At 43.6% G+C, this 13,660-nt stretch carries 18 protein-coding genes and 1 tRNA gene; 10 read left to right on the forward strand and 9 right to left on the reverse strand.

From position 1 onward, the window contains the following. Together QUA58_RS29430 and QUA58_RS29435 are read right to left on the reverse strand one after the other, a co-directional pair. Window positions 1-683 (reverse strand): hypothetical protein (locus QUA58_RS29430; RefSeq protein ID WP_333397647.1); only part of this gene is annotated, 683 nt, incomplete at its 3' end. Window positions 684-704: 21 nt separating this feature from the next. Then, a complete protein-coding gene (locus QUA58_RS29435; RefSeq protein WP_333397649.1) occupies window positions 705-1,190 on the reverse strand; it encodes a hypothetical protein in 486 nt (161 codons plus the stop codon). A gap of 62 nt (window positions 1,191-1,252) precedes the next feature. On the opposite strand from QUA58_RS29435, the gene QUA58_RS29440 reads away from it, so the two are divergent. The 8 genes from QUA58_RS29440 to QUA58_RS29475 all read left to right on the forward strand — a co-directional run bounded on the left by QUA58_RS29440 (window position 1,253) and on the right by QUA58_RS29475 (window position 4,465). Continuing rightward, window positions 1,253-1,954 carry a hypothetical protein gene (locus tag QUA58_RS29440; protein WP_333397651.1) on the forward strand — a complete coding sequence of 234 codons (702 nt, stop codon included), beginning with the start codon at window positions 1,253-1,255 and terminating at the stop codon, window positions 1,952-1,954. Between the two features lie 36 nt (window positions 1,955-1,990). Then, entirely contained in the window at window positions 1,991-2,608 is a 618-nt protein-coding gene (locus QUA58_RS29445; RefSeq protein ID WP_333397652.1) for a hypothetical protein, read from the forward strand. A 19-nt stretch (window positions 2,609-2,627) separates the two neighbouring features. After that, window positions 2,628-2,900: a hypothetical protein gene (locus QUA58_RS29450; protein ID WP_333397654.1), complete on the forward strand. Its 273-nt coding sequence runs from the start codon at window positions 2,628-2,630 to the stop codon at window positions 2,898-2,900. Between the two features lie 13 nt (window positions 2,901-2,913). Then, the gene (locus QUA58_RS29455; protein WP_333397655.1) at window positions 2,914-3,375 is read left to right on the forward strand and encodes a hypothetical protein; all 462 of its coding nucleotides are present in this window, start codon (window positions 2,914-2,916) and stop codon (window positions 3,373-3,375) included. Window positions 3,376-3,500: 125 nt separating this feature from the next. Continuing rightward, the gene (locus QUA58_RS29460) at window positions 3,501-3,653 is read left to right on the forward strand and encodes a hypothetical protein (protein WP_333397656.1); all 153 of its coding nucleotides are present in this window, start codon (window positions 3,501-3,503) and stop codon (window positions 3,651-3,653) included. After that, a complete protein-coding gene (locus QUA58_RS29465) occupies window positions 3,653-3,850 on the forward strand; it encodes a hypothetical protein (RefSeq protein WP_333397658.1) in 198 nt (65 codons plus the stop codon). The genes QUA58_RS29460 and QUA58_RS29465 overlap by 1 nt, the downstream gene beginning before the upstream one ends. Beyond that, complete coding sequence (locus QUA58_RS29470) at window positions 3,831-4,043, forward strand: hypothetical protein (RefSeq protein WP_333397659.1); 213 nt, start codon at window positions 3,831-3,833, stop codon at window positions 4,041-4,043. The genes QUA58_RS29465 and QUA58_RS29470 overlap by 20 nt, the downstream gene beginning before the upstream one ends. Continuing rightward, window positions 4,031-4,465 (forward strand): hypothetical protein, encoded by a 435-nt coding sequence (locus tag QUA58_RS29475; protein WP_333397660.1) that lies wholly within the window; start codon window positions 4,031-4,033, stop codon window positions 4,463-4,465. Before QUA58_RS29470 ends, QUA58_RS29475 begins: the two co-directional genes overlap by 13 nt. 257 nt (window positions 4,466-4,722) lie before the next feature. Here QUA58_RS29475 and QUA58_RS29480 read toward each other — a convergent pair. The 7 genes from QUA58_RS29480 to QUA58_RS29510 form a co-directional block, all read right to left on the reverse strand. Beyond that, window positions 4,723-4,794: transfer RNA gene (locus QUA58_RS29480), tRNA-Ile, on the reverse strand. Further along, the gene (locus QUA58_RS29485) at window positions 4,773-5,330 is read right to left on the reverse strand and encodes an alpha-amylase family glycosyl hydrolase (RefSeq protein WP_333397661.1); all 558 of its coding nucleotides are present in this window, start codon (window positions 5,328-5,330) and stop codon (window positions 4,773-4,775) included. Before QUA58_RS29485 ends, QUA58_RS29480 begins: the two co-directional genes overlap by 22 nt. A gap of 460 nt (window positions 5,331-5,790) precedes the next feature. Next, window positions 5,791-6,360 (reverse strand): DUF3611 family protein, encoded by a 570-nt coding sequence (locus tag QUA58_RS29490; RefSeq protein WP_333256751.1) that lies wholly within the window; start codon window positions 6,358-6,360, stop codon window positions 5,791-5,793. A gap of 405 nt (window positions 6,361-6,765) precedes the next feature. Next, a complete protein-coding gene (locus QUA58_RS29495; RefSeq protein WP_333397663.1) occupies window positions 6,766-7,599 on the reverse strand; it encodes a hypothetical protein in 834 nt (277 codons plus the stop codon). 360 nt (window positions 7,600-7,959) lie between these two features. Further along, window positions 7,960-9,000, reverse strand: coding sequence for a hypothetical protein (locus QUA58_RS29500; protein ID WP_333256756.1), 1,041 nt, complete (start codon window positions 8,998-9,000; stop codon window positions 7,960-7,962). 233 nt (window positions 9,001-9,233) lie between these two features. After that, entirely contained in the window at window positions 9,234-9,848 is a 615-nt protein-coding gene (locus QUA58_RS29505; RefSeq protein WP_333256761.1) for a hypothetical protein, read from the reverse strand. Between the two features lie 60 nt (window positions 9,849-9,908). Next, window positions 9,909-10,757, reverse strand: coding sequence for a DUF1206 domain-containing protein (locus QUA58_RS29510; RefSeq protein WP_333397664.1), 849 nt, complete (start codon window positions 10,755-10,757; stop codon window positions 9,909-9,911). Between the two features lie 475 nt (window positions 10,758-11,232). Here QUA58_RS29510 and QUA58_RS29515 point away from each other — a divergent pair, with 475 nt between their 5' ends. Together QUA58_RS29515 and QUA58_RS29520 are read left to right on the forward strand one after the other, a co-directional pair. Then, window positions 11,233-12,564 carry an AI-2E family transporter gene (locus QUA58_RS29515; RefSeq protein ID WP_333397666.1) on the forward strand — a complete coding sequence of 444 codons (1,332 nt, stop codon included), beginning with the start codon at window positions 11,233-11,235 and terminating at the stop codon, window positions 12,562-12,564. A gap of 211 nt (window positions 12,565-12,775) precedes the next feature. Continuing rightward, window positions 12,776-13,633 carry a DUF1206 domain-containing protein gene (locus tag QUA58_RS29520; protein WP_333397667.1) on the forward strand — a complete coding sequence of 286 codons (858 nt, stop codon included), beginning with the start codon at window positions 12,776-12,778 and terminating at the stop codon, window positions 13,631-13,633. Window positions 13,634-13,660: the final 27 nt, after the last annotated feature.

Genomic DNA, 13,660 nt, shown 5'->3' on the forward strand with positions numbered 1-13,660 from the left:
AATGTGTTAGCCGGCAAATTAATCAGCCGACCGTTGACGGCGAGTTCTAGCATTGCCATGCGATCGAGCAATTGCTCAGTCACATCATTTTTTTTTGAGTCGAACTGACTGACTTCGACTCGCAGCGCTCCCTTGATTGAAAGGCGATCGCCCGCAGCCGGCAATGTCGTATTAAAAACAGAGTCATCAATGAATTGAATGCCTATCTGAGTAGCTTTCCCAAAAATATCTAAATTTCCTTGACTAAGATAGGGAACCAAATCCAGAGAGTTAGCCCGGTTACTGTAATTTTGGATGACTTCGGTGTTTTTCCATACCCAAGGCTCTGTCGCCAAATTCCTGACATAAAGCATCAACTGACATTTAGGAAAAGCGCCGTTAAGCGCCGATATTTCAGCGACTTTATCCGCTAACGTACTGCTGCGCTTTAGTGCTGGTGCGGGTGTTTGAATTCCTAAACTGGGCAAATGGTAAGTGGCAATTAATTGCTCTAAGTACACTTCAGCACCACAATTTTCCCAAGTCAAATGCGCTGTTTGTTCTGCGGGTAAGTTTAGTGTGGCAATATACCCACTAATAGCAGCTTTGATTGGCGCTACCAATACGTCAGTGTCAAAGATAGTCTGAATTGTACTGTTGGCTTTAATTGGTTCAAAAAGTATAGGGAATGTGTAACCTGGCATTTGTGTCTCTTCTATTTGTGATTAAGTAAACAGGTATTCTTTTGGAGTGATTACTATCCCTGTATCTGAGTTAGCGCGGGTAAATGGCAAGGAAAATCTACCCGTAAGCGTCCTTTTGTTTAAATCAAGCGTGCAAGTTAAGTTTTCAAGTTTTTGTGGATTTTTTGCCAAATCGTTTTGCCACCGAATAATGTGACTAATAACTTGAATAAAATAATTGAGAGCAGTGGTAGCAGTAAATAACCCGCCAGTACCGGGACTAAATGACCCTGTAAGGAATCCGTCTGTTTTGCCAACAAAAGCCATGTTTGTGCCATCGAAAAGTACAGGCACAATAAAATCGCCGTTAAAAATTAGTGCGTCGCTGTCGTAATTTCCTGAAAAATAACTGGTAATGTTACCGCCAATGTTTTCTAGTCCTTGAAAATATTCAATCAATTGCATAAACTGCCCTTCAGCCGTTGGGGACTGAATTGTTGCTTCTGTACCTACTACTATTACTGCCATTGTTTGCTTAAAAATATGACGGTGTTTTAAGTATAGTTTAATAATTCCACAAACCTATAGGTTTGGAATTTGCGTACACAGGTAAAAAAGGTGGCTGTAAGCGTCTGAAAGAGGCACAGTGTTTACATACACCTACAGAAAGTTTTATGGCAAGATTTAGTGATATTTACCGCGCAGATGAGCTTAAAGCGGCAGCAGATGCTCTTGAGTTGTGGCGTCGAAAAACGGCTGCTGAGAAAAAAGCCCTTTATGCTACGGCAACAGCGGTTGCAGGTGGTAAGCGATTAAATAGAAGCACAAAAGTCGGTTTTATTCAGCCGTTTGGCGCGCCTGATAATTTTTGGTACGAAACTAAAATTTTGGCATCTGCTACAGAAGCGCCTACAGCAAACGAGGAAAATGTGGCATCGCTTATTACAGCTGTAACAACCGCTGTCATATCTTTCGTTTTGCCTTCCGTACCCGTGGGCGCAAACAATTTGTCAAACCAAGCTAAAAAAGTTCAGTTTGCAAAAGTCCGATGTTCTGAAAAATCGGGGGCGGGTGTGCCAACAACTAGCCGACTGACAAGTCGTCCCTACACTAAGTACAATTCCAACACTGCTAGCAGTTCGTTTGGTGCCAGTGTTCTTATTAAAGAAGAACCAGCAGTAGCGAAACTAATTAGAGCATCATTGATGCCAGCAACTCCTGTTGCGGGGCGCTCTATTGGCTTTAGTTCGCAAGGCAATGTTGGGAATGTTACTAAAGCTGCTGCCGCTTAAATTATTAGTGAATGTCGAAACATTCGTAAAAAAACTATGGCAAGATTTAGCGATATTTACCGCGCGGACGAACTGAAGGCGGCAGCAGATGCTCTTGAGTTGTGGCGTCGAAAAACGGCTGCTGAGAAAAAAGCCCTTTATGCTACGGCAACAGCGGTTGCAGGTGGTAAGCGATTAAATAGAAGCACAAAAGTCGGTTTTATTCAGCCGTTTGGCGCGCCTGATAATTTTTGGTACGAAACTAAAGTTTTGGCATCTGCTACAGAAGCGCCTACAGCAAACGAGGAAAATACAGCATCGCTTATTACAGCCGTAACGACCGCTGTTTCACTTTTCATTTTTGCATCGGTACCCGTAGGTGCAAACAATTTGTCAAACCAAGCTAAAAAAGTTCAGTTTGCAAAAGTCCGATGTTCTGAAAAATCGGGGGCGGGTGTGCCAGCAATTAGCCGACTGACAAGTCGTCCCTACACTAAGTACAATTCCAACACTGCTAGCAGTTCTTTTGGCGCAAGCAGCGCGGCACTAAACGAACCAACGGCAGCAAAAGCAATCAAAGCGTCATTAATGCCAGTAACTCCTGTTGCAGGGCGCTCTATTGGATTCACTTCGCAAGGCAACATTGGTAACGTTACCAAAGCTGCTGCCGCTTAAATTATAAAAGGGAATTAAAATGTTCAAAAATGAACTTTGGTTGCCGGGAATGGACGAAAAATCTTTGATAATTCCCGAACAGATTAGCGAGTTTTTAGAAATTTTAATTCCTGCTGATAGTACCGAGAGCGAATGGGATGAAATGATGCTTGCTAACAAGTCAGGTGTTGACTTTATGGCAGGAGAATTAGATATCGATACCTATATGGACATTTTGGATTCTGTAGGAATCGATCCACAATTTCATTTACAAGAGGCAGCTTGGCAGGCTGCTAATCTATTGAATTACTAAAAGCCTTAATCTTATGGCTTTATTGGTTGAACTAGACAACGCTCAAAACTGGATTCAAAGTGACTCGCAAAGTTTTAGTAGCAAACCTATCCCGGATTATGTTCCTCCGTATCAATTCGAGAAACATATTTTAGCCATTTTTGTAAGCAATCCAGAACCCGATCAATCTTGGCGTTTCGGAGGATTTCTCAATCAAAAAATTAGGCTTGGTGTCGGGCCTTCACTAGGCGCTGAGTCAGTCAATAGCCGAAAATTGTGGTTGGGGCGCACGCAATTGTTTATTTTTCCTAAGCTCACAACTACTTACACCCTTAATTTTTCTTTCCCTTATTGGTTTAATCAAGTAAATTTGACTATTTGGGAATATTGGGGCCCCGAGGCTGACACCGTAACAAATGCCATAGGTTCAGTTCACAGTAGTGTTTTGCGAACCGAGAACAAAATCAATTTATTACTGGATCAACATTCTCAGTGAAAAACATTACAGATATAGCGTCGTTAATCGGAACATTTCTAACGTCGCTGATTAGCTTGATTGTTCTTTGGAACGTAACACGGGGAATCCTTACCCTCTTAGCTAATATCCAAAGAAGACTTACTGTGTTACGAAGTTTATATATCAGTCAGAGAGCCGAAGTGCGCGACATTCAGAATTATCTCAAAATCCATCATGGGTATCATGTGCGGGGAGGAATCCATGAAATTCAAGATGATTTATTAAACGAATACAATAACGAAAATACGGGTTTCTGATGGACAAATACTCGTATAGATTTACGATCGCTAGTTTAAATGTGTCTGTGATGATGCTCGTAGCTGCGGGAATAATTCTAGTTTTCCAGAAAGAAAACGCAACGGCATTAATTCCTTATTTAGCGCCAATATTGACATTGCTGGGCGGTTTGTTGGTTTCGCCTCCAAAACAGCAATATGACCATAGACAAGGCTAAACAACTTTTAGAAAGCATCAATCCTAGTAAACCTCAATTGCTGGATTGCTTAGAGGATTTATGCAAAGAGTATGGTTACATACAAGGGATGACTATCGGGAATTTGCGAGATTTGGTAAGCGGTAGAAAGACACTCGCAGAAATTCAAAATCTAATTGAACAAATTAAGGAAAAAATAAAATGCACAAATTAATTTTCACAATGCAGTTAGCCGAATCACTTAATTTAATTTGTGGGAATTTGCAATTGGTTTATCCTGACGGAACAGCGATCGACTATTTGGCAACGAGCGGCTGTGCGAATTGGCAGCGCCCTGGTGACGAATGGGTGAGGGGAAAGGGGCCAATTCCAGCGGGTGAATATGAAATTCCTTCTGAGCCTTACTACCTCGAAACTCGCGGCGTAGAAGGCGATTTTTTTCATATTACACCCGACCCGGTAGTTTCAAACAAGGGAGTTCGAGCGGAACTTGGAATTCACTTTGATGCAAACGTGCCCGGCACGGCTGGCTGCATTGGCGTGGTTCGAGAGTTTGGGTGGCGGCGTTTGTGCGATCGGCTCGCGTCGATCGCAAATTTGGGTGTAAAAAACTTGCCGCTGACGGTGAAGTATTAAAGCTCAAACGCTAGATGTAGTGTTGCAATCAAGCTGCATCAACACTATATCTAGCGTTGTTAATCCCTGATAGGGTTTTAGGTAATTGCCCAGCGTGTAAGACTGCCCTTTTTTCAATCCCTAATAGGGGGCGCTGGGAGGCTGACATCCCGCAAGACTTTTACAGCGCAAGCTTACTGCCAGCCATTTACATTGTATCTAAAATTTGGCCCGCTTTAGGTAGCGCGGGCACACACTTGACTTGACCGTCAGTGAAATAGGAAGTGCAGGAAACGAACCTGCCTAAAGCAAATCATGAATTTGCTGCCTAACCGCTCAGCCAACTTCCCTCTTGAATATCAATCATAGCAATTATCTCTGGGGATTCTTTATAGAAGTGATGCAAATAGTAAGAGTTGGCTTGTTCGTCGTACTCCCAAATACTGTCCTCGGCATCGGGAAACACCAGCATACTTGGATCGGTTTTGGGTGGATTTTTTGACCACACATAGTAATTGCGATATTTTGAATTTTCATCGCTTCGGGCTGCAATAAACCAAGGATGTTGGTCGGACGTATGATTTACTACCAAATCGACTAGCACCCTAATTCCTCGTTCCCCTGCTTGGTGCATGAACTCGACAAAATCTCCCAGAGTTCCCAGTCGCGGGTCAATGTTGCAGTAATCCATCACATCGTAACCGTTGTCGCGGTTAGGAGAAGGATAAAACGGCAACAACCATAAACAAGTAATTCCCAGTCCTGATAAATAATCTAGCTTGTTGGTAAGTCCCTGAAAGTCGCCTACACCATCCCCGTTCGAGTCTAGGAAGGTTTCAACATCAAGGGAGTAGACTATTGCGTCTTTATACCAGAGGTCTTTCATATTACTTAGTTAAATTGAGATATTGTATCTGTGGCAAAAACCTGATTTTTAACCAAAAATTACCATTAAAATCTATATTTATGGTTCAATAACCCGGTTATAAGTTTATTGAGAATGGTGCAAGATGTCCGATCCACACGTGCGATCGCATCTTATACCATTTTTCTAAAGATATGCTATAGATGAACTCTTAGCCCCCCCTTAGTAAGGGGCGGTTGGGGGGGTAATATCTAGCACTATTTTATGAAATTGGTATAAGATGCGATCGCGCGTGCAGATTTGATTTTTTTGCATTTTACGGACTAAAGTCCGCACTACGAACCGTTTTTGCTCCCAAGAACGGACTAAAGTCCGCACTACGAACCGTTTTTGTTATGGTAATCACTCGGACGCGATATCGGTTAAATATGCCACCCTTTTTAAGTTATGACGGCATAGGAGTTGTGTTTTTTGCTGCCAACTACTCCTCTACCCAATTGAGCAACCCAAGAGAAGTAACAGCTCCAAAAAAGTGAGCGCCAATCAGATTGACGTTTGCCATCGTCACAAAAATATCTAGGGAACGAATCACATTTTCTGGCGTATAAGCTGCGAGCGCTTGTGGTTGAGCGAGCGTTTTTGCTAAAACTACAGCAACTGTTTCTTCAGAAGCCACAAACGCGATTAATACCCCCACCAAACTAGAAATTAATCCAATCCGTAAGGTGTGAGTAATATGTTCTTTGCTGGGATATACCTGGGAATTCTCGGCGTGCAAAAGTCTGCCTAAAAGCCTATAGCGAAAATCCCAAAAAATTCTAAAGCACAGCAATAACAGGCCAACGATTGCTAAAAATACCCCGAAACCAATACCTGCATTATTATTGGTTTGCTCGCTCATGTTGCGACCCAACATAGCAAATAATAAAACAATGCCGGAAACAGCACCCAAGAATAACTGTATCCAGAAGCTAAATCTACTGAACAAGCGAAAAGTTGCGACGAATTCGCTTTGGGTCAGCGGTTGCGACAAGGATTCTGGTTGATTCATTATATACACCTTATTGCTGAATTGATAATTATCACAAACAAGGAAGAGGCTCTTTCGGCCGATCGTCCGGGGGCAAGCGATCGCTCCTGGACGCATCAATGCCTTCAAACCTTAGTTTTTTACTTAATCTGTGGGTAACAACCAATAATTTTAGTGCATCAATCCCGGTTTCTCATCATCCCGAAGTGATATCATGTGCGATCGATTACCATAACAAAAATGGTTCGTAGTGTGGACTGAAGTCCGCTCTTAAACTGCGGACGCCAGGACGCACTACGAACCTGATTTATCGGGCTTAATTGATCGGACACGATATGAGTCCTCTATTAGACTTCTCCTCTAAAAGCCTGTAAAGAACAGACTCAAATAGCCTGTTCCACAAGAGTTATGTGAGAGGTCTATTCCTTAGTCAGGAATGGCTGAGGGATACACGCCTGTAGCAATTAGCACGGGTTTGTTGGTATACTCGGCTTCTAGCTTCTGCTTTAAGGTCAAATCCCATTGCAAATCGTATTCGCGATCGAGTTCAGCGACAACAAACTGACGCAGCACACCGGTTACGGCAACTTTCTCACCTTCTTTCACGCTTGGTTGCGGAAGGGTGTGTATCACTAACAAATCTTCTCCGCCAATTAATTTGTCTTCATCCAAGGTGAACGAGTTTGAACTTCTGATGGTTTCGACTTCACCACTCACCGCTAGTGTCTTGCCGTAGTATTTTTTGGGGTCTGAGGTGAGTTCTCCTGGTGTGGGGGCTAGGGCCATCGATTGTGCAACAATCGCGGGTTTATTTTCGTAATCGGCGTACTGATTTGGCTCTAAGCTTAATTTGTACTCGCGCTCAATATCTGCAAGCACAAAGTTGCGAACAGTTCCCGTTACTTGAATATCTTGACCCGATTCAGCCGGCAGCGCAAAAGACTTGCCTGTGGCATTGACAACCAAAATCGGTTTGCTGCCAAAAAACTTTTGATCGCTAATTGTAAAAGTCGATGGGCTTAATTTATTGATGGGTTTACTTCTGACCGTCACAGTTTTACCGAGGAGTTCTGCTGTTCTATCGACCACATTCTCAGTTGTCGTCGCAACCGTTCCGGGCGTTGTAGGTGCAGGTGCCGTAGCTTCCCGCTGTGGGGTAGAACAAGCCGGAAGTAGCATGGCGGTGAGTGCGAGGGCGATCGCACTTCCCCAAGCATTCGATAGCTTTTGAGTAGAATTGTTTAAACGATTATTAACCATTAAAAAACCTCCTTGATTTGCCTGTTTATTTTGTTCATTCCCGGACGAATCAAGCCCCTAAAAATTGGTTTCTGCATCAAGCATCTCAGCAAGCAACCCTTATTTTCAAAGAAACCTCTTTTTTTTGCCTTAGTCCTCATAAATGCCAGGACAGGATTTGAGCGTAAAAAGAGGAGTTGCTGATGCAGCAAAAGGGATGCTTTGCAGACCGATTAATAAAGTTCCAGAGTTGAAGCTTCGTAATATCCTTGGTGTTTTTTCCAGCGATTGAGTTTATACATAGATCCCTCCTGACGTAATCTTTCAAATTCAGTCAGAGTTTGCCACTTTTTGGGCGATCGAATAGTCGCTGGTAACTGCTTACTTTTGAAACAGTACCAAAGTTTGTTCGCTGGTGCGATCGCCATTGTTAGAACTAAGGTTCACTTCGTATTTGGTTCCTGGTAGAGCAACCGTGGGATTAAAAGCAAAGCTGAAGTTACCTTGTTCGTCCGCTTTAATTGTGCGTTCGAGGATATTTCGTTCAAACCCAAACAAACCTGCCACCGAAGAGGTAGCCTGAACCTTGACATTAACAGTCGCATTTGGGGCGCTGCGTCCTTCCACTTCAACCGTCCCGCTGACGCGAGCATTTTCTTCGGGAGTGATAATTTCTAGAGGCATTTCGGCAGTCTTAACACTGCTATTATCGCCAGCAACTAAATCTCGATCTAAACGGGAACGAACAACTTGATTTCCCGACTGCAAACTAGCAGTAACCTTCGCACCTTCTGGGGGGAAATAATCTTGCCGGCGGATCGTATATCCGCCTGTGTAAACGCCGTTGGATTCTTCCCGCATGGGGATGTCATAGGCCACTCCTTCAATGGAGAAAGTAGCTGTAGCGTTGGGAGTGCCCATCAATGTGAAATTAAGCCTTGTTCCCGGATCTAACTGCTCTACGGATTGAGCGCTGAAGCGGTCAACAGACAATGATTGAAAGCGGCGATCGCTATTACCAGCAAGTAGAGGTTGTTGCAAGCGAGTGCTGCTGATGCGATCGCCCTGTTGCAAATTTGCCCGCACAACTGTATTTTCGGAAATGCGATCGCCCTCGCGGCTCGTGTAGCTTACCTCATAAACTCCCGGTTGAACCTCCCGCATCGGCAGATTTTGCACTGCATTTGGGATAGTCAAGGTAGCTCTAGAATAGGGGGTTCCTCGCAGCACGAAAAATAATTCTGTTCCCGGATCTAATCGCTGTACTGGATATGCGGTAAAACTGTCGATATCCGAGCCTACTACTCTTTGTTGAGCTACTTGGATAGAGGGTTTGGGATTAGCTCGCGCCATTTCCGGCAAATAAACGACTGAACTCAACAGAGCGAGTCCAATCGCGGTTGAAAATGATTTTATTTTCATGAAATACTCCTTACTTGAGACAACCAACCTTTGACATTATTAATGTGAAAATTTAAATAATTAAAAATAGACTTTCGCAAAAGGTCGATTGTCTGTGTTCTACAATCTTTGAAATTTTTGTTTCTCTATCTATCTAACCTCAACTAGCCACACTTTGCCATCTGTCGGAGGCAATAAGAAAATATCTATCCGATGAAAGACGATCAAGGAAAAAGTGATGATGTTGCTTTGAGTTAAGTGCGATCGCTCGGACTATTGGCGATCGAGGCTTGACTCCCAACTTCCGCATCGGAGCGCGTCCATTCTTGCAGCGCCCAGAAGCTAGTTAGGGCAGCTATTCCAGAACCCAAACTATCCATAATCAAATCAATTATCGTATCGTCCACACTCCCAATAACTTCGCTAGAAAGAACGATGCCAGCCGTCCATTCGGTAATTTCCCACAAAGCACCGATCGCAATTCCAAAACTGGTTATCGTTAGCAAGTACAGCAGTTTGCGATCGCGAAAAATCGTCAGCATTGAACTGTAGGCTAAAAAACTCAATGCTAAAGTCACAGCAAAAATTGTGAAGGCGTGAACAATTTCATCATAAGGCCCCTGCTGGTAAAACAGTCCCCAAGCCCAGCCTCCGGCATTCAGCAAAGCAGCAAACACAAACAGAAAATCAAACAGCGCTGGCAAGCGATCGTCCATCACGACAAACACCACAGATGCTGCTAAAAATAAGCCTAACCCCAAGACATTTTCCCACTTTCCTTGACTGACAGCAACTATTACTGCTATGGTTAATAACGCCTGCCCTACCCAAGCTGCAACTCGATAGCCGCGCCAGTTTGTACTCATCATTACCGTCCTTTCATCTCCAGAGATATTTTTTTACGAATTGTGTTGGGAGCGAGCAATTTATCAGTGCAGAATTTGCCGGTAACGAGCTTCAATTACTGAGTAGATGCCATAGGAAATCAAACCCAAAGCCACTAAACCCAGAATCCACGGGCCAAATGGCTGTTGTTGCAGGGATGCCAGCGCCTCGCCAAATCCTTTAGCTTCACTGGCATCCGATTGCTTGGCAGCTTGAATTAAGAAAACACCGATGATACTGAAGACAATACCGCGAGCCGCAATCCCCAGCCTACCCAGCCGCACCGCCCAAGTTTGCTCGTTTTGGCTCATTTGATGAAGTTTGAAATTGTGGCGAAATTTTCCTTTAAATGCCTTATAAATGTAAGAAAAACCGATACCGATTGTGACTGCTCCTCCCAGCCCTACCAGCCATTGCCCAAAAGGTTGAGATAAAAACCAAGCGGTCCAATCTTGAGTTGAATTGCCGCTGCTACCGCCGGAACCGAGCATTAATTTGACAGCAGTCACCGCCAAACCTGCATAAGCTAACCCACTAAAAGCGTACCCAATGCGCGTCGCAATTCGCTTGGCATCCATTTTTTCGCCAGCGTGTTCCGGATCGAGAATAGTTTGAACAATCCGCAACAAAACGTACCCAACAATACCAATTGTGACCAGAAACAGCAGGAATTTTCCGAAGGGTTGGGAGACAATTGTGGTTAATGCACCCTTAGTATCGGTTGTTTTGCCACCAGATCCAAAAGCTGCTTGTGCGGCTAGAAAACCGATGATAAAGTAAACTAAGCCTTTGGCGGCATATCCCAGTCTTGCCAGTCGCTCGAACCAGGGATGAGAACTTGCGCGCCGGACGGGTTCTTTAATGCTATCGGTGGGTGAGTTGCGCCGTGTCATATTTTTCTACAATTTGGAATTAGTTGGGTATTCCAGCCGCCTCTTCATAAATTTAGTGCGATCGCGCAGCGTGCCGGAGGCAGGTCGCTAGCCTATTTTTGGTTAGTAAGAAGACAACCAAAAAAGGGAAATTCTGAGTAAAATGAGGTTTTTTTTGATGCGGATTTAGTATTAATATTTATTCCACTATTATTTTCTACTGTTCAGAGATTTTTGGCATCCCTCCAGGTAGGTAAATCAGTCATTCGATTTTAGATTTTAGATTTTAGATTTTGGATTTTCGATTGACCCCACGGATCAATCCCGGGGCTTGTACCACCTTTGAAATTCGCTTGTCAGGGCGATCGCCATCAAATAGCCTCTATGGAGGATTAGCCCAGGATGGGATTGGCTCGGCACCGGCGATCGCCCCGTGCTTTTTAGTTGGTCGAATTACGCGCACAATCTATCTTAGGTACGAGAATTTTTAAATTGAATGTACGGGGAATATATCTTAAGTAAGATTTGGGGCAATCTGCTGGAATTCTGCACAATCTTTCCCATAGGTAGGTATGCTGTAGAAAATAGATTTCTCCAAAAAAGATTTTCCAAGACAGACGGGACGGCTATCCCACAAGAATTATCGGAGAAGTTTCATGAAAATTGCGCTCTCAAACTTGAGAACCTGGTTAAACCCGATCGCGATCGCACTTGTCTTTGGTTTAATCTCAGATATTGCACCATTCCTGTAGAACCTGTAGGAGGGGTTTATGTTGTGGGTTTAGGAGAGTGGATCGGTTTTTTGGCTTTGATAGTCTCGCTCTATATTTTGTGGAAAATTAGAGCGGTCATTTTATTGTTTTTTACTGCGGTAATTTTAGCGATCGCTCTCAACCGTTTAGTGCGAAGATTGCAGCAGTCTGGTGCTAGGCGCGAAGTGGCGATCGCTTTAACAGTTGGCATTTTAGTGGTGATCTCATCTGTTTTTATTTTGCTGATATTCACGCGCCTCAGCTCTCAGTTTGAAGAGCTAACTCAACTCATCCCGCTAGGTATAGAACAACTGCGATTGTGGATCGACTGGTTGCAAGCAAGAGTGCCCGAACCGGCATTAAATAATATTCCCAATCTTAATAATTTAAGCCGACAACTCCAAACCCTTTCTCAGTGGGTTATTTCCCATATCTATCTATTTTTATCCAACTCCCTCAGTTTAGTAATTAATTTCTTGTTAATTACCGTTTTGACAATTATGCTTGTGGTAAATCCCGTGCCGTACCGCCGAGTAATAATCAGCCTTTTTCCCGCTTTTTACCGCCAGCGAGTCGATGGAATCCTGACTCAATGTGAAAAAAGTTTAATGGGCTGGTTGGCGGGAGTTGCATTGAGCATGACTTTTATTGGCATTGCGAGCACTGTGGGTCTGTTTCTCTTGCAAGTGCAACTGCCTTTTATTAACGGATTTTTAGCATTTTTATTAGCTTTAATTCCTTATGTTGGCGCGATTTTGAGCGTAGTTCCACCAATGCTGCTAGCTTTGTTGGATTCTCCAGGAAAAGCAGGTGCCGTATTGTTACTTTATTTGGCAATTCAACAAATAGAAGGCAATTTTATTACACCTATAATCATGGAAAAACAAGTGTCTCTGCTCCCGGCATACACCTTAGCTTTGTTGGGAGCATTTGGTTCTTTATTGGGTTTTTTAGGATTATTGCTAGCCCTCCCAATCCTAATTGTTGTTCAAACTTGGGTTAAAGAAGTTGTAGTCAAAGATATACTAGATCGCTGGCAGACGGCTCCCTCAGAAAAGCCATCCAATCCCCCATAAAGCTATATTTGTCAAGGCTAATAAATGTTAATTTTCTCAATCAATCAACCGATGACACTCCCGCTCAAGACAGATGACGAAAATCTCTAAATAAGCTAATTATTAGGTTAATAAATAATAATATAAATCGTTTGTTTAAGAACTCAGTTAACTGGAAAGGAATGCACCATTGCCTATGGCAGCAGTCGTAAACAACTAAAGTATAAAAAATATGAAACGGCACAACTCACCCACCGACAGCATTAAACACTCAATTGGACAGGCAGCTTCTCATGCCTGGTTTGAGCGACTGGCAAGATTGGGATATGCTTCCAAAGGCTTAGTTTACTTTATTGTCGGTTTTCTAGCAGCACAAGCAGCCTTTAGTACGGGCGGCAGGACAACCGATACTAGCGGTGCATTATCAGCAATTGTTAACCAACCGTTCGGTAAATTTCTGCTATTTCTTGTAACGATTGGCATTATTGGTTATGCCCTTTGGCGTATCGTTCAGACAATTCTCGACCCCGAACACCAAGGACAGAAAATGGATGCCAAGCGAATTGCCCAACGCATTGGCTACGCCTTAAGTGCTTTTGGTTACGCAGGTTTGGCTTTAACTGCTGTAAAACTGATAATGGGTTCGGGCGGTGGTAATAGCGATACAACCGAAGATTTGACAGCCCAAATTTTAGCGCAACCGTTTGGACAATGGCTGGTAGGATTGGCGGGATCAATTGTTATTGGTGTCGGTTTTTCTTATTTTTACGAAGCATATAAAGCGAAATTCCGCCGCCATTTCAAGCTAGATGAAATGAGCCAAACCGAGCAAACTTGGGCGACACGGTTGGGTAGATTTGGAATTGCGGTCCGCGGGATTGTTTTCGTGATAATCGGTCTTTTCTTAATTCAAGCAGCAAGGCTATCGGATGCGAGTCAAACGAAGGGATTGGGCGAGGTGTTGGGAATTCTGGCACAACAGCCTTTTAGTCCAGTGATTTTGGGTCTAGTACCTTTGGGTTTACAGCACTTCCGGATGTTCTGCCGGGGCGACAGGTCGCCTGAAAGTCATACAGTCCGGCAACTCTAGACAAATAGCATGAAAAAAGATAGGGTA

It is taken from the genome of Microcoleus sp. N9_A1, assembly GCF_036701795.1.
Taxonomy (GTDB): Bacteria; Cyanobacteriota; Cyanobacteriia; order Cyanobacteriales; family Microcoleaceae; genus Microcoleus.